Below are 22,410 nucleotides of genomic sequence, written 5' to 3' on the forward strand. Positions count from 1 at the left end.
GGGCTTGCAGGTTAAAATCGACAAACCACCCTGCATTTCGCTAAAAGGAGAATTATGTTGGATCGCCTTGCGGAAAGGTAGGGTTGGGCTTACTTTTGCTCGGCCAGACCTTCCAATTTCCTGTTCGGTACCACCCAAATAATGGCTACTGTAATGAATCCAATGACAGCTATCCAAGTATTGATAAAGGCGCATGGAATGCAGGCAATATAAATAAGCATTGAAATGCTTTCTTTCAAACCTCGTTTGGTAACCAGTTTTAGTGGGTAGTTTTCATCATGGTACTTTATGAGGTAAATCTCCAAAATTCTATATGCTATGGCGCACATTAAGAGTACAGTGCCATAGAGTGAAATAGTTAAAGGAGCGTGATAATTTTCCCCTGCCCAACTCGTGGCGAAGGGAATCAGGGACAACCAAAAAAGCAAGTGGAGGTTGGCCCAGAGAATGGGTCCATTTACTTTTTGTGTAACCTGCATTAGATGGTGGTGGTTGTTCCAATAAATCCCTAAATAAATAAAGCTTAGGATGTAGCTCATGAAGACAGGGAAAATAGACCATAATCCTACCAGAGTGGTATCTTCAGGAGCCTTCATTTCCAAAACCATGATTGTGATTATGATGGCCAAAACCCCATCGCTAAATGCTTCCAATCTCCCTGTTTTCATAATAAATTGTGTAGTTTAGGTTGGTAAGGGTACAAAATCAAGTTCGCCCGCTACTTTTGGAAACTTCTGAAGTTTCCAGTTATTACTGGCTCTTTCAATTATATTTTTATCGGATGAGACAAAGTTCCAATAAATATGTCTTTCCTCCGGAAAAGGTTCTCCTCCAAAAATATAAATAGTAGAATTGGCAGCTAGTTCAAATTCGCAGATCGTATTGTCATTAGCGATTAAAATTTGTTTAGGGCCATAGGTATTTCCGTCACTGGAAAGGCTTCCTTCCAATATATAGAGACCGCTTTCTCCGAACAATTCTGATCCTATATTTATTTTTTTCATTTCCGTACTCTTCAATTCCAGAAAGTACAACTTGCTGTGCACGGGTACAGGAGAAATCCTGCCTAACAACTCTCCGGCAATTAGGGTCACTGTAACCCCTTTGTATTGCCATTTGGGAATTTCATTCTTGGGGATGTGGTTAAATGAGGGCTCTATTTGTTCCTTTTCCTTAGGGAGCCCTACCCAAATTTGTAGTCCATGTAGCGACTTTTTACTGTTCCTCAAGTGTTCTGGAGTGCGTTCGGAATGTACTACGCCCTTACCGGCAGTCATCCAATTAACGCCGCCGGGATTGATTTGCACCTCATTTCCTAAACTATCCCGGTGCATTATGGCTCCTTCAAAAAGAAAGGTGAGTGTAGAAAGTCCAATGTGCGGATGTGGCGGAACATCCAAATTTTCATTTTCGTCCAGTTTAACAGGTCCCATGTGGTCTATAAAGACAAAGGGGCCTACCATGCGCTTTTGTCTAAATGGCAATAATCGGCCAACCATAAAATTGCCGATATTGGCCGCCCTTTCCGGAATTACGAGTTTAACATTGGACATATCCTCCTTTGATAACAATGGAATTATTAAAAATAGAAAAAAGCCAGTAATTATCTTGAATTAAATTATTAATTCATCGGAACCTCCATCAGTAGTACCTTGCTGGGCTCCGAGGAGGCAAGGGTGATTTCGTTGGTTTCCCAGATCCCTAGGGCATCACGGCGTCCCAACTTTTGTTCCCCAATGGTTATCTCTCCTTCTAAAACAAACATATACAAACCATTACCTGCTTTATTTAAAGTGTAGGTGGAGGTATTTCCTGTTTCAAAATCACCCAAGGAAAACCAAGCATCTTGATGTATCCATACCCCTTGATCACTTTTGTTTGGGGAAAGTATTTGGTAAAAGGAATCTTTTGTAGCCAGATCACGGGTGGAAATTTGATCATATCTAGGTGATACATTTTGTACTTTTGGAATTACCCAAATTTGTAAAAATTGCACTTCTTCATTTTTGTTCTTGTTGTACTCACTGTGAAAAACACCGGTTCCTGCGCTCATTACCTGCACATCACCTTCCTTAATTACAGTGGTGTTTCCCATACTGTCCTTATGTTCCAAATCTCCTTTTAGGGGAATGGATATAATTTCCATGTTTTTATGGGGGTGCTGTCCAAAACCTTGGCCGCCAGATACAGTATCGTCATTTAACACCCTAAGAACACCAAAATTCATCCTTTCGGGATTGTGATAATTGGCAAAACTAAAACTGTGATATGAATTTAGCCATCCGTGATGGGCATGGCCCCTACTTTCCGCTGCATATTTAATTGTTTTCATGATTTATCTTTTATTTCTTCAAAATTAAGGATCGATAGCGGATTACACATTGATGTATGTTAAGTAATGCCCAATTCCTAAGGACAACTTCAATTTGGAATATATAGAGGGTCGGCAATGGATTGAAATAATTATTTAGTCGATAATTTATGCACATGTTTCGGACAATAAAACTATTCGTTCGTCCTTGTCGGATAAAAAAATTGCAGGAATCTAATTTACTTATGGTTTAATCAGACCCAAAAAATGATTTTGGGCATTAATAGTAATCTAAGAACAGAGTTAAAATGAAAAAATCGATTTTATTGGCCATGGGCCTCATGGTAGTATTTGGCTATTCGCAGAAGAAAAAAAATGGGACCATATTTTTGGAGCATCCCGCTATCGAAGTTGTTAATGGCATGATGACCGCTTTTATAGCCGGTGATGCAGAAAAGGTGGGCTCTTACCTAGCCGAAGATTTCAAGGCCTATAATGGGTTTAGTACCAATAAGGATGATAAAGGGACAACTAAAGAAGAGTATTTGGAACAAGTAAATTTTTGGAAAGATAATATTGCATACCTGTCTTCGGAACCAAGTGAAGGTGCCTATCCCGATGCCTTGGAATATAAGGAAAGCGGTGTTTGGGTACAGACCTGGGATCATATAAAAGGAATGCATAAAAAAACAGGGGTAAAATTGGATATGCCTTATCATAGGTTATATAAGCTGGATGACGATAACAAAATAAAAAGCATGATCAATTATTTTGATAATGATGTGATCTGGGAAGTTAGAAGAAGTTTTGGTGATCGACAAAATGGTACCATATTTAATCATCACGATAATATAAATACAGTAAGGAAATTGATGTATGCCTTAGAATTCAATGATTTGGAGACCTTTTACAGTTTCTATGCTGAGGATGCTAGATTTTATAGTCTGGAACTACCTGATGGAGAAAGCCTTGGCTTGGATGAGATAAAAGAGCGCAATAAGAAATTAATGGAGACTTATACCATAGACAGTTTGGACGAAAATGGCTACCCGGATTATTTGGAATATGATATGCAGGATGCCAAAGTGGTTCAATCTTGGTGGAAATTTAGATTGACTAGAAAATCGGACGGCAAGAAAATTATTTTACCAGCCTTATATCTTCATGATTTTGATGACGAAGGAAAAATTACGAGGTCCATAGCATACGTAAGTACCAAGATTTTGGATGCAAAATAGCAGCAAAATTCAGGTAGGAAAAAGAGCGCCCACGACGCTCTTTTTTTTATTTAACGGTAATTGGGGAATCCCTAATCAATGGAATTACATGATAGGAGTAGTAGGTAGATCTTTAATTAAGTAGTTTGAGTCTGTCCTATAATTTGTTAAATAGGCTGCTGTCTGAATAAAAAAATAAAGTAACTTAGTGGAGACCATAATTAAACAACTAAAAACACTTTACCATGATTACTTTAATTATTTTTTTAGGAATTTTAGCACTGTTAGCCCTTTTCTTGGTTAATGTGTTTAATCACTTTGCCAGACTTAGAAATCTTGTGAAGGATGCTTGGAGCAATATAGATGTCGCATTAAAAAGACGGTACGACTTAATACCTAATTTGGTAGAAACTGTTAAGGGCTATGCAAAGCATGAAAAATCCACCCTAGAGTCAGTAATAAATGCACGTAATGCTGCCATGGCAGTACCATCGGGAGATATTAATGCCCAGATAAAGGCAGAAAACCAATTGCAACAAAGCTTGCGAAGTATATTTGCTTTGGGAGAAGCTTATCCTGATCTAAAGGCCAATACCAATTATTTGGATCTTCAACAAAAACTAAATGAGATCGAGGAAAATCTGGAACGGGCGAGGAGGTACTATAACGGTTCTGTTAGGGAAAATAATACTTATGGAGAAAGCGTTCCTGGGGTGCTTGTAGCCAGTTTGTTCAAATATCAACATTTTGATTATTTCGAAGCAGAGGAGGCTAGTAGGGCCAATGTAAAAGTAGATTTCTCTTAATGAAAAATTTTTCTTTCTTTCTTTTTATTCTCCTTGTTGTGGGCAAGGGAGTTGCCCAGGATTTTACGGTTATAAATTATTCGGTGGACATAACCATTCATCAAGAAGGTTATTTTGATGTGGTTGAAAACTATGATCTTAACTTTGAAATCTACAAACACGGTATTTATCGGAACATTCAAACAAAATATGACCTTTTGGATTCCGAGGGCGTGCAATCAACCAGAAAGATTAAAATAAGTAGGATAAAGGTTCCCGATCATAACTATGAAGCTCCGTTCGACTTTGTACAAAAGTTACAGGACAATGTACAGATTAAAATTGGCGACAAGGATATCACCGTAATAGGTCCACAGCATTATGAAATAAAATACCGGGTTCACAATGCCTTTCTCTTTGAGGATTCCCATATTCGCTTTTATTGGAACATAAAACCAGAGGATTGGCAGGCCGATTTTCACCAAGTCAGTTTTAAAATACATGTTCCGGACAACATATTTCCTGACGGGCAAAATAGTTTTGTTTATTCTGGGGACAGTGGTATTGGTACAAGGAGTACCGATATGCAGTTATATTTCTCGGCCAACGAATTTTCTGGTACCAGTAAGTCGGGTTTTGTATCACATCCAGGACAGAGTGTTACGGTTTTAATGAACCTTCCCCTGGGCTCGGTCGTAGAAGAGAAACCTTTTTGGCCTTTTTGGGATCGGTTCGGTTGGGTGTTCTTGATCGGGATAATGTTTTTTGCATTTTTTAGGGTATGGTGGAATTTTGGAAGGGATGAACGCATCATTGCCACCACAAGTTATTACCCTCCGGACAATATAGACCCGGCAATGGTAGGTTTTTTAATCAATGACAGGGATGATAATTCGGATTTAATCTCCCTGATTCCGTATTGGGGATCTAAAGGGCTTATTAGACTTGAAGAAATTCCAAAAAAAGGTCTATTTGGCTCCAAGGACACAAAAATTATTCGTTTACAATCTTTACCATTGGATTCACCAACCTATGAAATGGAGATATTCAAGGGCCTGTTTGGTGACAATAACAATGTAGTTGGCACAGAGGTGCTGGTAAGCAGTTTAAAAGATACCTTTTACACAAAGATGATCAAAGCTCGCAGCGAATTAAAGCAATTGGCACAGCCCTATTACGAAGCAGAATCCAAAAAAATTCAAGGCATAATGTATTTTGCATTAGTGGCTTTGGCTATCGGCCTTACTGTAACTGGCCTTTTCTTCTGGGGTCCTTTGGCCGCCGTGGCAATTGTGGTTTCCTGCATTCTTCTGATTTTTGTAAATCGTTTTATGATAAAAAAGAATGCCAAGGGGAATGAGTTGTTGTCAGAATTAAAAGGATTTAAAAGGTTTATCAAGGTAGCAGAGGAAAATAGGCTAAAGATGCTTATTAAAGACGATCCCCATTATTTTGAAAATACCTTGGGATATGCCCTGGCTTTTGGATTATTTGATCAATGGGCCAAAAAATTCAAGGACCTAAATATCCCTCCACCAGATTGGTATTCATCTTCTACAAGTGGGACCTTATCCATGAATCAGTTTTCGAAATCCTTTTCCAGTTCCATGGCCAGCACCAAGTCCAATATGGTAAGTTCGCCATCCAGTAGTGGAAGTTCAGGGGGCGGTTCATCCGGTGGTGGCTTCGGTGGAGGTGGCGGAGGAAGTTGGTAAATGGATGGTTGGCCACTTAATTGAAATTGAAATTTAATTGAAGGGTATAAACCTTTGTTTTTAGAAACTTTTGGTTGGGTTTGATCAATTATCTTGGTTTTCTTAAGAAAAAGGGAGCTTGAACAGAACAGCTTAATTAATAAAAGTTATACTTACTTTTACGCTTCATTGGAAAAGCTTTTTTTATGTCCAAATCCCAGAATACCTTGCTTATTGTACTTGCCTTTTTTGCCATATATGTTATTTGGGGTTCCACCTATCTTTTAAATAAGATTGCAGTAAGTGAATTGCCACCATTTATGTTGGCCTCGATACGCTTTTCGGTAGCCGGTATTTTGATATTTGCACTTTGCAAAATAATGGGAATTCCGTTGACTGTAACGAAAAGGCAATTATTAAATTCAAGTATAGCGGGATTTTTGTTCCTAGCTTTTGGGAATGGTTTTGTGGTATGGGCGCTAAAGTATGTAGACAGTGGATTTGCAGCTTTGGAAATAGCTGCACAACCTCTGGTTATTCTATTGTTGATGCGAATACTTGAGGGTAAAAAAATTCAGACCATGTCTTTTGTAGGGGTTATAATTGGGATATTGGGTATCTATTTATTGGTAAGCCAAAACCAGGTAATAAGCAAGGAGAATTCGGTTCTGGGAATGGTAATGATATTTTTATGCATGATAAGTTGGGCTTATGCAAGTTTGTTTGTGGCCAAAGCAGACCTGCCGAAGAACTATTTTGTAAATACAGGCTTTCAAATGTTCGCAGCCGGAATCATATTAATGGTCGGAAGTTTACTAATTGGAGAAACCTGGTCCTTGCCAACTACTTGGAGCAGTCCTGTACAATATTCTATGTTACTACTTATTATATTTGGCAGTATCGTTGCCTTTACGGCCTTTAATTATTTATTAAAAGTGGTTTCGCCGGAAAAGGTAGCCACATCCACTTATGTAAATCCCATTATAGCCCTTTTATTAGGTTGGTTTTTTTTGGAAGAAGAGATAACCACTCAATCCATCATTGCTGCAATTGTTCTTCTAACGGGGGTCTATTTTATTAATACCAGAAAGAAATTGGTTTTGTTCTCCAGATTTTCAAGTCGGTATTCGCCCAAAGAGGACTAGTCGCAATTTAACTTTTCAAATAGCTACACAAGGAGTAGGGGATAAGTAAATTGGTCGAGATTGTCGGGAATTAAAAAAGCAGCTGATTCCAAAATCCACTGCTTTTAAAATTTCAGCCCTATCTAACTTAATTGGATACATTTAGTTACAATAGATTCTGCGCTCAGCCCAACGATTCTTTTTGATATCTCGAAAATTTACCATCAAAATACTTTCTCCGGTCAGCTGAAAATTTGTTGATTCTGACTGTGATTTATGAATAAATGATTTCATTATTTCTATTTTTTAGGTCTATATGTTACCTGAAACGCCTCTTGGTATTCCAGATGTTGCTTTTTGAATTTTCTATTGTTTGCTTTACGTAATGCTTGTTTACTGTTTCCATGATGTTGTTTTTAAATTGATGTTGATACTTTTGATAACGGTAGGTTAATTGTACCGTCTTTTACTGTTCCAGATTCTACTTTTAGAAGATTCCAATGTTTGTTTTACTAGGTGTTTGTTAATAGTTTCCATGATTTTATTTTTAAAATGAATAATTGATTTACTACTAGTAGACGAAACATTAATAAAATTGTTACAGTACTATGTATAAAATAGTACCGTTTTAAGCAATATTTAACATTTGAGTGAGGTGGTATAAAGTACAAGGATTACTATTTAACTGATAATCAACACATTATGATGGTTTCGTGAAAAGTATGTTTTCCGTGATTAGGGGTTTCAATAAGTTAATGATTCCCATGCACTGGTATTAAAGCGACGGCTTAAACTATGAATCATCCATAAACGGTAAATCCATTTCGGTTAAAGTAAGCGGAGAGAATTAGTAGGAATCTCTACTTTGCAGTCTTATCTTAAATTAATACGTTACCAACATCAAGTGGAAAATATTTGCAAGGTGGAATGCCGTCACGGAGGCATTTATTTGGAATTATGTGAATTTTATCGGAATATCACTTGCTATTTAATATCTTAGAGGTACAGGGAAAATTATTTATTGAGTCGATTTCCTTCAAACTATTGTGCACTCCAGTTTAGTCCCTAAAATGCCGTCAGGTTCGGCCAATTGGTATTATTTAATTTTTTCAAGGGCACATTGGAGTAAAGAATTGGGTAAATTGAAAGTACATTTGACTAAGTGGTTTCTTGGAATTTAATTGAATTATTAACGGATTATAATAACTATAAATATATAAGTATGAAATTCAGTAGAAATGCAAGTGCAAATTGGAAAGGGAGTGGCAAGGATGGTAAAGGTACCCTAAGTACGGAAAGTACCATCCTCAAGGATACCCAATACTCCTTTAAATCGAGATTTGAAGATGGCAAGGGCACCAATCCTGAAGAATTGGTTGGAGCTGCTCACGCCGGTTGTTTTACAATGCAACTAAGTTTTTTATTGGGCGAGGCCGGATTTACACCAGCCAACTTGGATACCAGCGCCAAGGTAAACTTTGAGGACGGGAGTATAACGCAAATAACTTTAAGTCTTACTGGTCAAGTACCAGGAATTAAGGAGGAGCAGTTCAAGGAAATTGCTAAAAAAGCCAAGGAAATTTGCCCTATTTCCAAATTATTGAAAACAGAAATAGTGTTAGAGGTAAAGTTAAAGGGTTAGGACATAAAGCTGTTTACCTTCCAAATGGGTATAACGATAAAAAGCCACTATTACAGTGGCTTTTTTTTATGTTTACTCGTTCATTTATACTTATTTTAGGGTAAAACTCACCCGTGCAAAAAGAAACCTACCTCCGATCCCAAATTGTTGGGCCCTTCGGGACCAATCGAATCGGCCGTCGCTACGATTTCCAAATTCATTCTTGGCCCTGTCCGGATAAATATCGAACAAATTATTAGCCCCAAGGGTAAAAGTTAGTGCATCCGTAGCTTTATAACCCACAGAAAGATCGGTTACGAGTTTGTTGCTGAATACCTGTTGATTGGCCAAAGTGGTAGTAGCCTCGGTAACCTCACCAAAGTATACATTTCTTAAGAAAATGATAAATTTCTCGGAGGTAAGGCTGTTGGAAAGGTTTATTTTGGTTCTAGGAACGGCCTCCTCTAAATATACTCTACTATCCTCAGGGAAGTAAGTGCCTACCAATCCTGCATTCCTTAATACGTCTGAGGCATTTATATCGCCTACTTTTTTGGTTTTGGAGAATGTACCTGCCAGATCGGACTTCAAACGCCAATTGGCACCTAAGTCCGTTTTGTGGGTAACCACAACATCCAACCCTTTTGATTCAGTATCAATGGCGTTGGCGAAAAATGAGGCGGCCGTTGCATTGGCCTGCCTTAGTAGATTATCCAATTCAGTTCCTGTGCCAGGCCCAGAAAACTGACCTGTATATACCACACGGTCGTTGATTTTTACAAAATAACCATCCACCGTCAAGGTGATATTGGCGTCTGGTATTTTGGCCGTAAGCCCCAAACTAACACTTGACGATGTTTCTTCTTTTAACTGCGGAATACCCAAGAGTTTGGCTGCCCTACTGTCATTGGCAAAAGTACCTACTTCCTGTGGATTACCTTGGTTGTCAAAAATAGTGGAGGTGGAATTAAAGTTGATTTGGTGTAAGGATGGTGCCCTAAAGCCTGTATTTAAAGCTCCGCGAATATTTATATTATCCGTAGCCTTGAATCTTCCTGCCAATTTAAAGTTTATGGTACCTCCAAAATCGCTGTAATTTTCATATCTGGTGGCGAAACTAGCTAAAAATGCTTCTGAAAAATCAGCTTCTACATCAAAGTATCCAGCTACACTGCTTCGTCCTCTCGACAATTCATTTGAAGGGGCAAATCCTGGGAAAACTTGAGAGCCCCCAGGTCTGGAATTTCCAAAGAAATCTTGGGAAGGTTGTTGGGAGGCCAAAGTTATACGTTGACCGTTGGCAGTATATTGGGCATATGAAGCTTCTTCGCCAGCAACAATATCATAGTTTTCTACTCTATACTCCGCTCCGAACGCGATATTTAAACCGGACATAACATCGTCAAAGAATTGCGTAATATCCAGGTTGGAGGTATTTTGAAGGAAAGAAAACCCACCGGCATCAAAAAATGTTGGTGAGGCATTTTGCATGGAGGCATTAAAGGTGTTCCCAATTGTATACAAAAATGAGTTTTTACCATAGGAATTGCTCAGGTCAACACTCCAATCCCCAACCAATCCTTTGATTCCTATTGCAATGGACTGATCCTTTATATTGGAGTTTATTTCAGGAAGAAAACCGTTAACGTAGGCAGGCGTATATGTCCTACTTTGGTTTGGCAACCTATAGAACCCGGCTGAATTACCGGTTCTTGAGCTGATTCCCGCAAAAGAGTACAGAGTAGTGCCAATATCATCCAAGGGCAAGGAGAAATTTGCAAATAATCGGCCCCCGCGCAATGCAGACTGTCCTACCCGCATATTGTAGTCACTCCTTTGTTGCCCTCGTGCCGCCAGTTCCGCAGTGGTTGCATCAGCACCAAGAATTGTCCTTAAATCCTCTTTGGTGGTTGCACCATTTCGGTCAATTCCAGCTTGATCGGTGTATTGGATTACATCGGCTATATCATCATCCAATAAATTGGAGATGTCGTATCCATCCGAACCAGCTACTCTTTCCACGGTATTGTACAAATTAAAAATAGTGCCTTCCCATTCCTTCATTCGGCTATACTCTTCACGAACGTCAAAATCCCCTGAAAGATTTATAAATCCCCCGTTATCCCCTAAAGGGATACCGTAACTAGCGGAGATATTGGTCGTTTCTCCATCAATACCACCTGTTTGATCATTGGCATTTTTGGTGAAATTGGCACCAGTTGTGACTGTCGTGGTAAGTTCATTTACATTTTTGTTCAATATAATATTGATGACCCCGGCAATGGCATCTGAACCATATTGTGCAGCAGCACCATCGCGCAATACCTCAATACGCTGAATGGCAGCTGCAGGGATGGCATTTAAATCGGTTCCTACACTTCCCCTGCCAAAGGTACCGTTTACGTTAATTAGGGAGGAGGTGTGTCTTCTTTTGCCATTAATCAAGACCAACACCTGGTCAGGACCTAATCCTCTAAGGGAGGCCGGATCAATGTGATCTGTACCATCAGATATGGTCTGGGTGTTAGAAGTAAAGGATGGCGCCACATAATTCAATATCTGGTTTAGATTTACCTGAGGGGCCACATTGTTAAGCTCCTTCATGTCAATAACATCAACAGGAACGGTGCTTTCAGTAGCCGTTCTATTGGGATTCCGTGAACCAACTATAATTACTTCTGACAATGCCACACCAGACGTAAGTCTAATGGCCATGTTGGTATTATTGACCGTAACTTGTAAGGTCTCGAATCCAATATAGGAGACCACTAAAATGTCGCCCATTGTGGCCTCAATGGTAAAATTACCATCGAAATCCGTTGTGGCCCCTGTAGTGGTACCTTTAATTACGATTGATGCACCGGGCAACGGAGTGCCCTCTTCATCCAAAACTGATCCTGTTACTTGGGCGTTGGTGAAACCAACCATCCCAAAAATGAAAATCAAAACAATAAAGTAATACTTTTTCATATATGAGTTTTTTGAGTTTATATGCATAGAAGTTAAGGAATTTTAGGCCGAGTTGTAGGAAAATTTGCTAAAAAGTGACCTTATTGCCTAATAGAGAGAAAAACAGGAATGAATCAATTGTCTTATGTAAGCGTTGGAGTTAAGTCATCCAAGCCATTAACAATTAGAGTAATAGGAACCCGTCAACCTAAATTTTAATGCGTATATAGGATAACACAGAATTTCTTGTTTACAATCCCAAAATCCTGAAAATCATGCATATTTTTAAGCGCTAGGAATAAAAAATTGGCGGGCTAAATTAAAATAATTAAAATAGTAGCCTTATATTTGCTGAAGTTTAAAGAGTTGCGCATTGACCTGTAATTACCATTGCTGCTACTAAATCTTTGGGTAGATAAAATAGATTCATTTTCTTTTTCAAACACTCGTTTAGTATTTCAACCGCTACTCAAACGAGATTTACAATTTATAACCTTAAAAAAAACAATGGCAAAATCGCAACAGACTTATAGTAAAAGTGAAAAGGAAAAAAAGCGCCTAAAAAAGCGTGAGGAAAAACAAAAGAAAAAAGAGGCCCGCAAGTTAGAGTCTAAGGAAAATGGACCAGGTATTCAATTCGCCTATGTTGATCATGATGGTAATTTAACGGATACTCCGCCAGATCCAACAAAAAAAATAAAAGTGGATGCCTCTACCATTGAAATTGGTGTTCCAAAAAGGGATGATAGCGATGTAGAGGAATTCGACCCTGTTAGAAATGGGAAAGTGTCGTTCTTTGATACTTCCAAGGGATTCGGTTTTATTATCGATACTGAGAATCAAGAGAAATATTTCACCCACGTTAGTGGCCTGATAGACGAAATTGCTGAAAATGACAAGGTTTCCTTTGAACTTGAAAAAGGGCAAAAAGGTATGAACGCCGTCCGCGTAAAGAAAATCTAGTACCCAAGTCCATTATCAAAAAAGATTTTAGGAGATATCGTATATAAAGGGCCGTACATAAATTCAATGTTGTATGAATTTATGTACGGCCCTTTCCTGTACCCAATTTTGAATATATTTGCACCTTTTAATTTGCTTTCCTGATCAAAACCTTCATTATTGTCCTTCAATGAAATCCTAGAAAGACGTCAATTCCATTAGTCTATTGGTTACTATAATCAATAACTCTTTTTAAAAAGTTTATGTAATTACATGGAAAGAAGTTGTTGCTTACATTTCTATTTAAGCCCTTAGCCATAACTTTTCTTGTCAAAAAATAATGGCAAACTATTTACTGTTTTGTAATACCAAAAAAAGCAATAACTTTTAGCATTCGTAAAAAGGGAAAAATAATCAAATTTTAAGGTAAAATGATAAAATTAATAAAAGCTTACTTTTTTTTAATAGGGTGTCTGCTATGGCTATCCTTTACACAGGCACAGGACTTATCCACAGCACTTCCCGAGGAAGTAGGGATGTCATCTGAACGCTTGGAACGACTATCGGAAACCCTTGAACAGTATGTTAAAGATGGTGAAATGTCCGGAAACGTGGCGCTCATTGCTAGAAAGGGCAAGATAGTTTATCAACATGCCTTTGGGGCTAGCGACATGGAGTCAGGTAAAAAAATGACCAACGACGCTATATTTAGGATCGCTTCACAATCTAAGGCCATAGTTAGTGTAGCTGCCTTGATATTACAGGAAGAAGGTAAGCTCCTAATTGCGGATCCAATTGGAAAATATTTACCGGAGTGGAAAGAAACTACTGTTGCCAAAATTCGTGATGACGGGGGTTATGATGTGGTAAAAGCAAATCGTTCCATTACAATTAGGGATTTACTCACCCATACAGCTGGAATTGGGTATGGTCATGGTCATGCAAAAAAGGAATGGGAAGCGGCCGGTATTCAGAACTGGTATTTTGCGGACCGGGACGAACCTATTGCTGAAACCGTTGCCCGAATGGCAAAATTGCCAATGGATGCCCAGCCTGGGGAAAGGTTTGTTTATGGCTACAATACCGATATCCTGGGCGTAATTGTTGAAAAGGCTTCCGGTAAAACCTTGGATGCCTTTATTAAGGAAAAGATCTTGGATCCGATAGGAATGGTGGATACCTATTTCTACTTGCCCAAAAATAAAACAGAAAGACTAGCTACTTCCTATATGGCCTATGAAGGTAAGCCCCTGGAAAGATCTCCAGATCCTGGCCTGGGAATTGGTCAAGGCCATTATGTTAAAGGACCTCGAAAGAGCTTTTCCGGTGGTGCCGGTCTACTTTCTACGGCCATGGACTATGCAAAATTCTTGCAAATGATGTTAAATGGAGGTGAGTTTAACGGGCACAGGATAATATCCCCCAAAACCGTTGAATTAATGATTGCAGATCACGTTGATGCTCGGGGTATTCCGTATGGCAGTAGAAACGGATCCGGTTTTGGACTTGGTTTTTCCATTACGAAAAACGTGGGAGAAAGAGGGGAACCGGGCTCCGTTGGAACTTTTGAGTGGGGAGGGGCCTATGGAACTACTTATTGGGCGGACCCCGTGGAGGATTTGGTCGTCGTATATTTTAAACAGTTGATACCTACCAACGGAATCGACGATCACGCTAAGTTGAGAAGTTTGGTATACCAAGCTATTTTGGAATAAAGTTCCGCTGTTATTGTTGAAATTGCGCGATTTTCAATGGAAAGTGTTAAGATATTGTGAATTTTAGAGGTTTTTAGACAATCTATTCTTTTAAAAAATCTATATCCCATAGGTTTGCACTCTAAGAGATAGATTAAAAATCTGAGAAACTGAATTCTATGAGTAAAGCTAAAGTTAACGACACAGTAAAAGTACATTACACTGGAAAATTAAAAACCGGAGAAATTTTTGATAGTTCATTGGAAAGGGATCCTCTTGAAGTTACATTGGGACAAGGGCAACTTATCCCAGGTTTCGAGAAGGAATTGGTGGATATGGAAATTAATGAAAAGAAAACCATAACCGTGCCCAAGGAAGAGGCTTACGGTGATATTGTGGAAGATATGTTCCATGAAATTAAGAAGGCGGAGCTTCCGGAAGATATTAAACCCGAAATTGGAATGATGTTGGTTGCGAAAAATCCGGACGGTACAGAAAACCAATTGCGAATTTCGGACATAAAGGAAGAAACTATTGTTATTGATGCCAATCACGTTTTGGCAGGACAGGACCTTACCTTTGAGTTGGAATTGGTGGCTATCTTATAAAGCTTAAAATAAAACGGCATTTTTCACTACTGTTGGATGATGCTATTAAATGAAAAAGGCCGTCTTGAGTTAGACGGTCTTTTGTTTTTTATACACTAACTTTCTCTAAGAAATCTACAGTGCTATGGTTATTTTGGCATAGCAGTTTTGAAAGTTATGTCGACTAATGATTGCCATTCAAAATAGAAAGAACTAGGGATTTGGTCAAGGGCTTATAGGCAGCTTTGGCTTTTATTTCCTCAAAAGTAAACCTGAAATCGCAACCTTTTCGGTGATTACTGCAACCGTAGGAAGCTTTGCCTTTTATAATAGTACCTTCTTTGCATTTGGGACAACTAGGGCTCTCATCGGTTTTCGACTTTTTCTTAGGTTCCAGAATTAGTCTAAAATTTTCATCAAAGTGTAGGAGACCTTCAACATCCTTAAGCCCCTGGTGGTCAAACCCTTTTAAATTTACGGTGCAACTTTTTTGAAGTAGTCTAATCAATTGATTTTCAGATATTTTTTTTTGATGAACTACAAATGGCAGTATAAAATCACAGCCATTTTTATACCCACTACAGCCATAGGCCGACTTCCCTTTTAAAAGTTTCCCTTTTCTACATTTTGGGCAGGTTTCACCAGTAATACCATTCGAATTTATTTTGGATTTTTCGGCTTTTTTATCGTTGTTGACAGTGGTATGGGAGATATTGGCACGTTTTGTTTCACTTCTAACTTCGTAAACCAATTCGTCTACCATTTTTTTCATATTGCTGATGAACAATCCAGCACTATAATTGCCCTTTTCAATGTCTTTTAATTGCTTTTCCCATAAACCGGTTAATTCCGCAGATTTCAGCAATTCGTTTTGAATAGTATTGATCAATTGGATGCCAGTTTGGGTTGGCAGTACCTGTTTCTTATTTCTTACAATATACTTTCGCCTAAATAGGGTTTCTATAATATTGGCCCGGGTAGATGGTCTTCCAATGCCGTTTTCTTTCATAAGTTCCCGCATTTCCTCATCATCAACCTGTTTTCCAGCAGTTTCCATGGCCCTTAGCAAAGTAGCCTCCGTATATTGTTTAGGTGGGTTGGTCTGCTTTTCCAAAAAGGAAGGTTCATGCGGACCTTTTTCACCTTTCACGAAATTCGGTAAAATGCCTGGCAGCTTTTTTTCTTTGGAATTGGCCGTCTCAAAAATAATGCGCCACCCTTTCTTTAGAATCTCCTTACCAGTAGTTTTAAATGGAATATTGGCCGCCTTGCCAATTACCGTAGTGTTGGAAACATCACAGTCATCATAAAATACGGCGATAAATCGCCTAACAATAATATCGTATACCTGCTGTTGGCCTGTGGCTAATTTTATCTCTACGCCAGTGGGAATAATAGCATGGTGATCGGTCACTTTTTTGTCATTGAAAACTTTTGTTGATTTTCTAATTTTTTTGGCCAACAGTGGGGTGGTCAAAGGCTCGTAATTACTTAAATTTTGAAGTATTCCTGAAACCTTGGGATATACATCATTAGGCAAAAAAGTGGTGTCCACCCTAGGATAGGTGACCACTTTTTGTTCATATAATTTTTGGACTATCTTCAGTGTTTCGTCTGCTGTAAACCCAAATTTAGTATTGCAATATACTTGTAGCCCAGTTAGATCAAATAGTTTGGGAGCATATTCCTTACCTTTCTTTTTTGAAATGGAGACAATTTCAAAATTGTCTTCCTTTACTTGTTTGGCCAGCACTTCCCCTTCTTCCATTTTCAAAAATCGGCCTTCTTCATAGTTAAAGACCGTATCCCTGTATAGAGTTTGCAATTCCCAATAGGGTTGGGGCTTAAAGTTTTCTATTTCCAAATACCTATTTACCACCATGGCCAAGGTGGGAGTCTGTACCCGGCCTATAGACAACATCTGTTTATAACCGCCATGTTTAACAGTATAGAGCCTTGTGGCATTCATTCCTAAAAGCCAATCGCCTATGGCACGTGAAAAGCCCGCATAATAAAGGTTGTCATAATCGTGGGAAGACTTTAACTTTGTAAACCCTTCTTTTATGGCTTCGGTCGTTAGGGAAGAAATCCACAAACGCTTTACTTCTCCCTTGTAGTTGGCCTGATGCATAACCCAACGTTGTATAAGCTCTCCTTCTTGGCCGGCATCCCCACAGTTGATGACCAGTTCCGCCTTATCAAAAAGGCCTTTTATTATGTTGAACTGTTTTTGGATACCTGCATTATCTACCACCTTTGTTTTAAATTTGTCCGGCAGCATCGGTAGATTGTTCAAGTCCCAACTTTTCCAATAAGGCTTATAGTCATTAGGTTCAAATAATGTGCAGAGATGTCCAAAGGTAAAAGTCACGGCATAACCATTTCCCTCAAAATACCCGTCATGCTTGGTGTTTGCTCCTAAAACTTGTGCAATTTCTCTAGCCACGCTGGGTTTTTCTGCAATACAGACTTTCACTTCAAATAGGGTTTAAAAGGCTTGCAAATTACTTAATTTAAACTGTCTTATTCCCAGAAAAGTGAATTTTGTAAGTAATTGATATTTGAAAAGAAGGATTCTAATGGTCTAGGAAAAGGATTCCATTTTTCTCCCATACAAAGACCAATGAAATTTTTTTAATAAGTGGTATATCATCCTAAAATGATATATTTATAGGGCGTAGCAGTGAATTAAACAAATAGTCAACGTCAAATAAAAAAATTAGCAGGATGAAAAATACGATCGTTATTATATTCACTTTCATTGTTTTATTTTCTTGTACCTCCCCATCGGCCAAAAGTCTTTTTAATGGCAAGGATTTGGAGGGTTGGCATGTAGATGTACCCAAAATGGATACCGTTCCCAATACTATAAATCCCTTTATAGTTAGGGATGGAATGTTGGTGAGTCTGGGGGAACCCCAAGGTCACCTTATTACAGATGCCATATATCAGGATTTTAGATTGGAAGTGGAGTATCGTTTTGCTGGTAAGCCAGGAAATTGTGGTGTATTGGTTTTTGCTTCCACACCAAGATCATTATATGAAATGTTTCCCAAATCTATTGAGGTTCAGATGATGCACAATAATGCAGGTGATTTTTGGTGTATCGTTCAGGATATCACCACAGATAACATGTTGGAAAGGCGAGGGCCAAAAGAAGAATGGGGAATTACCGAAGGCAAATTGCGAAGAATAAAAAACCTTACGGATGGATCTGAAAAACCCTTGGGAGAATGGAACTCCATGACTATTGAATGTTTACAGAATGAGGTAAAGGTCTGGGTAAACGGCGACTTGGTAAACCACGGCTATAATGCCACGGCCAGTAGTGGGAATATAGCTTTGCAGGCCGAAGGCTCGGAAGTAGAATTCCGTAAAGTATTTCTTACCCCGATCACGGAGTTAAGCGCAACAATGCCTTAATGGTATTTGGAAATGGATAACTATTGCATTCCCTAGCTCGTTCCCGTACAAATTTGGATATTGGACAGGCTAAAAATTGGCGCTTTGGTTTAGCGGATTCATATGAGGTTCCAGTGAGAATATTTTAATGCATATTATGGCTAATGGTCCTTTTTACTTATTGGGTATTCTGTTAATGGGGGTAGGTGTCCTTGGTGCCCAAAACGACCAATTTATAAAAAGGGAGCAGATGGTAAAAACACAACTGCAGGCTAGGGGCATTAGTGATCCGCTAACTCTTTATTCCATGCTGAATGTGCCAAGGCATGAATTTGTGCCCAAAAGCCTTGTAGACCATGCTTATAAGGACGGAGCCTTGCCAATAGGCAACGACCAAACCATTTCCCAGCCCTATATAGTTGCATTTATGACCCAAACACTACAATTGAAATCAACTGATAAAGTTTTGGAAATAGGAACAGGTTCGGGATACCAAGCAGCAGTACTGGGCAAAATAGTAGATTCTGTTTTTACGATAGAAATAATTAAAGATTTGGCCATGTCTGCCAAGGGAAGATTGGCTAATTTAGGTTTTGATAATGTCAGTGTTAAATGGGGTGATGGTTATCACGGCTGGCCAGAAAAAGCCCCTTTTGACGCCATTATGGTCACAGCTGGGGCAGAATCCGTACCAAAACCTTTAGTAGACCAACTAAAGAATGGAGGACATATGGTGATTCCAGTGGGGCAAAACAATGATGTTACCTATTTGGTAAAGGTCACCAAAAGGAAGGACAGGATAATTACCAAAAAATTATTTCCCGTCCGGTTTGTGCCCTTCACCAGAAATAACTAGAACTGTTGGGATTGGCTTTGGGTTTTTAAATGATAATGGGGTTTTAAGTCAAGAAATTAAGTGTGCTTGTTGGGTAGAGTTAATATTGTTTTCTTAAATATTAATTTAAGATCCCTAAATAGATAGATGGAGAATGGGGATAACCTCTCCTGGGATTAAATTGGTCAATTCAATGTCCCCGATGCGCATGCGAATCAATCGTAGAGTCGGAAACCCTACGGCTGCAGTCATTTTGCGTACCTGACGAAACTTCCCCTCTGTGATGGTGATACTGATCCAGGAAGTGGGCCTATGCCTCCCAATTCTTAACTTTTTACTTGGGTCGGGTAGGGCTGGGGGGGAGGACAATCTATGGACAGTGGGGGTTTTTGTTATGTATTTCTTGCCCTGGAATCCTATTTCCACTCCATGCTGTAATAGTTCGATAGCCTCATTGGTTATTTCCCCATCCAACTGTACATAATATTCCTTTTCCACACCCGAACGGTTGACCAGATCACTCAATTTTCCATTTGTAGTGAGCAGTAGCAGTCCCTCCGATTTTTCATCCAAACGACCAATGGGCATAATGCCTTCGGGAAAATTATGAAGCTCACTTAAGAAACGTTTGTTGCGCGACTCTTTGGAGTCATTGGACTGCAATTGACTTAGCATTTCGAACGGCTTGTATATTTTAAAGTGAAGATGTGCTGGTTCCAGCATGGGCCTAAGCTACTTTGTTATGGACAGGGTTGGAACCCTGAAGTTATATTTTTTATGCCACTTTTTAAAATTCCAATCCAAATTCCCATCAAGTAGCGTATTTTCCAACTGCCCATGCCATGCCTATTATTATGAATTGTATCGGCAATCGAACCATGGCAGCTTCATGGCTTCCAATGGCAGGTTGCTCCAAAAATACATCCCAAATATGGATGGGCAGAAAGATAATCATAAGCCATAATATCCCGGTAGCTCCCAATTTGGCATATGTGGGAAGCAGAAGTAGTACCCCTAGAACAATCTCCAATATTCCAGATAAATAGATGACCAACATTTTAAAAGGTAAAAAAGGGGGAACGAAGGAAAGGTAAAAGGTTGGCTTTAAAAAATGTTGCACCCCGGCGTATAACATAAAAAGGGCCAATAGTATTTTAAGAATTGTCCAAAATAGCTTCATGGGCTCGATGTTTTGAAATTGTGAAAAATATTAAATACTGAGTTAAGTAACTGCCCGAATAAGACGCCGTTAAGGGGTGGGTTTTTCATGTAGGAGTTCCATGCCCGTTGATGAACGGGGCTTAAATCCGATCCAGTCCTTTTCATTGGAATTTTCTTGTACCTCCAAGAATTTTGAGTATTCCTTTTGTTTTAGATGTATCCCTAAAAAGGCGGTCAGAAAATGTTGATTTACATTATTAATTTTCCTTTCATCCCAGCTGGGTTCTGCATATCTAAAATATTCATCTATATGGAGGCCAGGTCTTAAAGATTCTATCGGGGGTGGATTGGGAGCTACGTTGTGTCTTGCATTTTTATAGGTAAGTAAATACCGGTCGGCATTAACAGCTCCGGTATATATAGCTTTAATTCCTTTTTCGTAGCCAGAAATGTCATCTTGGCTTCCTGCAACAAAAAAGGTAGGAACCTTTAACCCTTTTAAGCCTTCAGCATCCCAAACCCCGCGCTCCATTCCCCAAGGCGCAAAGGCTACAACAGCCTTTATTCGTGGGTCTACTTTTGGGAATTTAGGGTTACTCATGGCCAACTCTGCTATGGCTTTGCTACCACCGCTCATTCCGGCAAAGAAACCTACAAGTCCATCACTATAACCAGCTCCCGCTACATTTAATACACCATAGCCTCCCATGGAGTACCCTATGATGCCAATATTTTCGGAATCCACCAATCCAGACAAAAAGTTTTTGTCCCTAGCGTTGCCTAAATTGGCCATTTCGTTTAAAACGAAGGTAATATCCCTTGCACGGTTTACTAAGGTGCTCGGAAAAGGCGAGGCATCTTTGAATGTGGAATCGGTATGGTCTATTGCAACAACAATATAGCCTTTAGACGCCATATTTTCTGTTAGATAGGTCATAAGGTATCTGGAGCCAACATACCCATGGGCAACTACTAAAAGCGGAAAAGGACCATCAGTTGTAAGTGGTGCGGCATCACGGGATGCCCTACCTTTAAAAGTAAAGGGAGTCAAAGGTCGTAAAGTATCATGGGCGGTTCCCATGACTTCGTTATATGTAACGGACTCTGTTGCTCCGTCATTCAATTTAGCCGGATACCAAACTTCTACTTTTAATGGACGGTCGTAAATAGGGTCTATACCGTTTTTCGAATTTAAAACATCCGGCTGTGCCTTATTAACAAAATCCAAAGTCCGTACTCCAATTTTATAGGTGCCACGTGCCGATAATTCTGGAGCATCCGGCAGGGCATCCCCGTATAGGAAAGATTCGTTTTGGGCGTTTAAAATCGAATTGAAAACAAGAAAACAAAGTAATATTTGCAGATGGGCAAAACGGAAAAGAGATGGTTTTATCATGAGTTTTTGGTTTAGCTTAAAAATACAAAATATTACTTCAACTAATCTATCTAAAATCGCTTTTGCCAAAAGGAATGAAAATTTTTGTACTATATCGCTTTGCTTAAAAACCATCAATTGTTGTAGAGATTTCGTTTTTAATTATGAAAACTTCAAAAGTTTGTATTTTAAGGATACATAAGAATATAATACCTTAGTATCTGGGAGATGTTAAAAAATACAATGACGTTATAATAGGGCAAGGTTAGCACCTACACAAAGAGATTATGAGGGAAACAGAGAAACAACTGAATAAATTTGGGGTTAGACCAACTGCTATGCGCATTTTGGTGCATCAGTTCATGGCTATGCAGAAGTCGGCGGTTAGCCTTACTTCCGTGGAGGAGAATTTTGAAAAATCAGATAGGACTACCTTATATAGGACATTAAAGACTTTCGAGGAAAAGTGCATTGTGCATCAGATAGACGACGGTACCGGAATCCCCAAATATGCACTCTGCGATCATGCTGAAGGTATGGCAAGACACACGGACCTACATTTGCATTTTCATTGTACACAGTGTAATAAAACCACTTGCTTAACGGAGCATCGAATACCTCAAATAAATCTTCCGGAAAAATTCATCCCAGAAGATGTCAATATGTTAGTAAAGGGTATTTGCGAGCACTGCAACCAATAAATGCACATACAT

General features: G+C 39.1%; 19 protein-coding genes. 11 read left to right on the forward strand and 8 right to left on the reverse strand.

The window, feature by feature from the left end; translation table 11 throughout:
• Positions 1-89: 89 nt before the first annotated feature.
• The 3 genes from CWD91_RS12205 to CWD91_RS12215 all read right to left on the reverse strand — a co-directional run bounded on the left by CWD91_RS12205 (position 90) and on the right by CWD91_RS12215 (position 2,332).
• Entirely contained in the window at positions 90-668 is a 579-nt protein-coding gene (locus tag CWD91_RS12205) for a TMEM175 family protein (protein WP_103441235.1), read from the reverse strand.
• 15 nt (positions 669-683) lie between these two features.
• A complete protein-coding gene (locus tag CWD91_RS12210; protein ID WP_103441236.1) occupies positions 684-1,553 on the reverse strand; it encodes a pirin family protein in 870 nt (289 codons plus the stop codon).
• A 68-nt stretch (positions 1,554-1,621) separates the two neighbouring features.
• Positions 1,622-2,332, reverse strand: a complete 711-nt coding sequence (locus CWD91_RS12215; protein WP_103441237.1) for a pirin family protein — start codon at positions 2,330-2,332, stop codon at positions 1,622-1,624.
• Between the two features lie 287 nt (positions 2,333-2,619).
• Between CWD91_RS12215 and CWD91_RS12220 the strand changes: the two genes are divergently transcribed.
• The 5 genes from CWD91_RS12220 (at position 2,620) to CWD91_RS12240 (ending at position 8,773) form a co-directional block, all read left to right on the forward strand.
• Positions 2,620-3,549, forward strand: coding sequence for a nuclear transport factor 2 family protein (locus CWD91_RS12220; RefSeq protein WP_103441238.1), 930 nt, complete (start codon positions 2,620-2,622; stop codon positions 3,547-3,549).
• 224 nt (positions 3,550-3,773) lie between these two features.
• Complete coding sequence (locus tag CWD91_RS12225; RefSeq protein WP_103441239.1) at positions 3,774-4,334, forward strand: LemA family protein; 561 nt, start codon at positions 3,774-3,776, stop codon at positions 4,332-4,334.
• A complete protein-coding gene (locus CWD91_RS12230; RefSeq protein WP_103441240.1) occupies positions 4,334-6,028 on the forward strand; it encodes a DUF2207 domain-containing protein in 1,695 nt (564 codons plus the stop codon). Before CWD91_RS12225 ends, CWD91_RS12230 begins: the two co-directional genes overlap by 1 nt.
• 185 nt (positions 6,029-6,213) lie before the next feature.
• On the forward strand, positions 6,214-7,152 hold the full coding sequence (locus tag CWD91_RS12235; protein WP_103441241.1) for an EamA family transporter: 939 nt from the start codon (positions 6,214-6,216) through the stop codon (positions 7,150-7,152).
• Positions 7,153-8,353: 1,201 nt separating this feature from the next.
• Positions 8,354-8,773 (forward strand): OsmC family protein, encoded by a 420-nt coding sequence (locus tag CWD91_RS12240; protein ID WP_103441432.1) that lies wholly within the window; start codon positions 8,354-8,356, stop codon positions 8,771-8,773.
• A 90-nt stretch (positions 8,774-8,863) separates the two neighbouring features.
• Here the strand turns inward: CWD91_RS12240 and CWD91_RS12245 are convergent, their stop codons facing one another.
• Positions 8,864-11,722, reverse strand: a complete 2,859-nt coding sequence (locus CWD91_RS12245; protein ID WP_103441433.1) for a TonB-dependent receptor — start codon at positions 11,720-11,722, stop codon at positions 8,864-8,866.
• Positions 11,723-12,208: 486 nt separating this feature from the next.
• On the opposite strand from CWD91_RS12245, the gene CWD91_RS12250 reads away from it, so the two are divergent.
• From CWD91_RS12250 to CWD91_RS12260, 3 genes are all read left to right on the forward strand, one after another.
• The gene (locus CWD91_RS12250; protein ID WP_103441242.1) at positions 12,209-12,664 is read left to right on the forward strand and encodes a cold-shock protein; all 456 of its coding nucleotides are present in this window, start codon (positions 12,209-12,211) and stop codon (positions 12,662-12,664) included.
• 410 nt (positions 12,665-13,074) lie between these two features.
• The gene (locus CWD91_RS12255; protein WP_103441243.1) at positions 13,075-14,358 is read left to right on the forward strand and encodes a serine hydrolase domain-containing protein; all 1,284 of its coding nucleotides are present in this window, start codon (positions 13,075-13,077) and stop codon (positions 14,356-14,358) included.
• Between the two features lie 158 nt (positions 14,359-14,516).
• Entirely contained in the window at positions 14,517-14,945 is a 429-nt protein-coding gene (locus tag CWD91_RS12260) for an FKBP-type peptidyl-prolyl cis-trans isomerase (protein WP_103441244.1), read from the forward strand.
• Between the two features lie 163 nt (positions 14,946-15,108).
• On the opposite strand, the gene CWD91_RS12265 is transcribed toward CWD91_RS12260, so the two are convergent.
• Positions 15,109-17,400: a DNA topoisomerase 3 gene (locus CWD91_RS12265; RefSeq protein WP_103441245.1), complete on the reverse strand. Its 2,292-nt coding sequence runs from the start codon at positions 17,398-17,400 to the stop codon at positions 15,109-15,111.
• Between the two features lie 251 nt (positions 17,401-17,651).
• Between CWD91_RS12265 and CWD91_RS12270 the strand changes: the two genes are divergently transcribed.
• Together CWD91_RS12270 and CWD91_RS12275 are read left to right on the forward strand one after the other, a co-directional pair.
• A complete protein-coding gene (locus tag CWD91_RS12270) occupies positions 17,652-18,347 on the forward strand; it encodes a 3-keto-disaccharide hydrolase (protein ID WP_103441246.1) in 696 nt (231 codons plus the stop codon).
• 136 nt (positions 18,348-18,483) lie between these two features.
• Positions 18,484-19,182 carry a protein-L-isoaspartate(D-aspartate) O-methyltransferase gene (locus CWD91_RS12275; RefSeq protein WP_103441434.1) on the forward strand — a complete coding sequence of 233 codons (699 nt, stop codon included), beginning with the start codon at positions 18,484-18,486 and terminating at the stop codon, positions 19,180-19,182.
• A 114-nt stretch (positions 19,183-19,296) separates the two neighbouring features.
• Here CWD91_RS12275 and CWD91_RS12280 read toward each other — a convergent pair whose 3' ends face one another.
• The 3 genes from CWD91_RS12280 to CWD91_RS12290 all read right to left on the reverse strand — a co-directional run bounded on the left by CWD91_RS12280 (position 19,297) and on the right by CWD91_RS12290 (position 21,718).
• Entirely contained in the window at positions 19,297-19,884 is a 588-nt protein-coding gene (locus CWD91_RS12280; protein WP_103441247.1) for a pseudouridine synthase, read from the reverse strand.
• 88 nt (positions 19,885-19,972) lie between these two features.
• Positions 19,973-20,341 (reverse strand): DoxX family protein, encoded by a 369-nt coding sequence (locus CWD91_RS12285; protein ID WP_103441248.1) that lies wholly within the window; start codon positions 20,339-20,341, stop codon positions 19,973-19,975.
• A gap of 69 nt (positions 20,342-20,410) precedes the next feature.
• Complete coding sequence (locus tag CWD91_RS12290; RefSeq protein ID WP_103441435.1) at positions 20,411-21,718, reverse strand: alpha/beta hydrolase family protein; 1,308 nt, start codon at positions 21,716-21,718, stop codon at positions 20,411-20,413.
• Between the two features lie 266 nt (positions 21,719-21,984).
• Between CWD91_RS12290 and CWD91_RS12295 the strand changes: the two genes are divergently transcribed.
• A complete protein-coding gene (locus CWD91_RS12295) occupies positions 21,985-22,398 on the forward strand; it encodes a Fur family transcriptional regulator (protein ID WP_103441249.1) in 414 nt (137 codons plus the stop codon).
• Positions 22,399-22,410 lie beyond the last annotated feature (12 nt).

Source organism: Arenibacter hampyeongensis, assembly GCF_002909255.1.
Taxonomy (GTDB): Bacteria; Bacteroidota; Bacteroidia; order Flavobacteriales; family Flavobacteriaceae; genus Arenibacter; species Arenibacter hampyeongensis.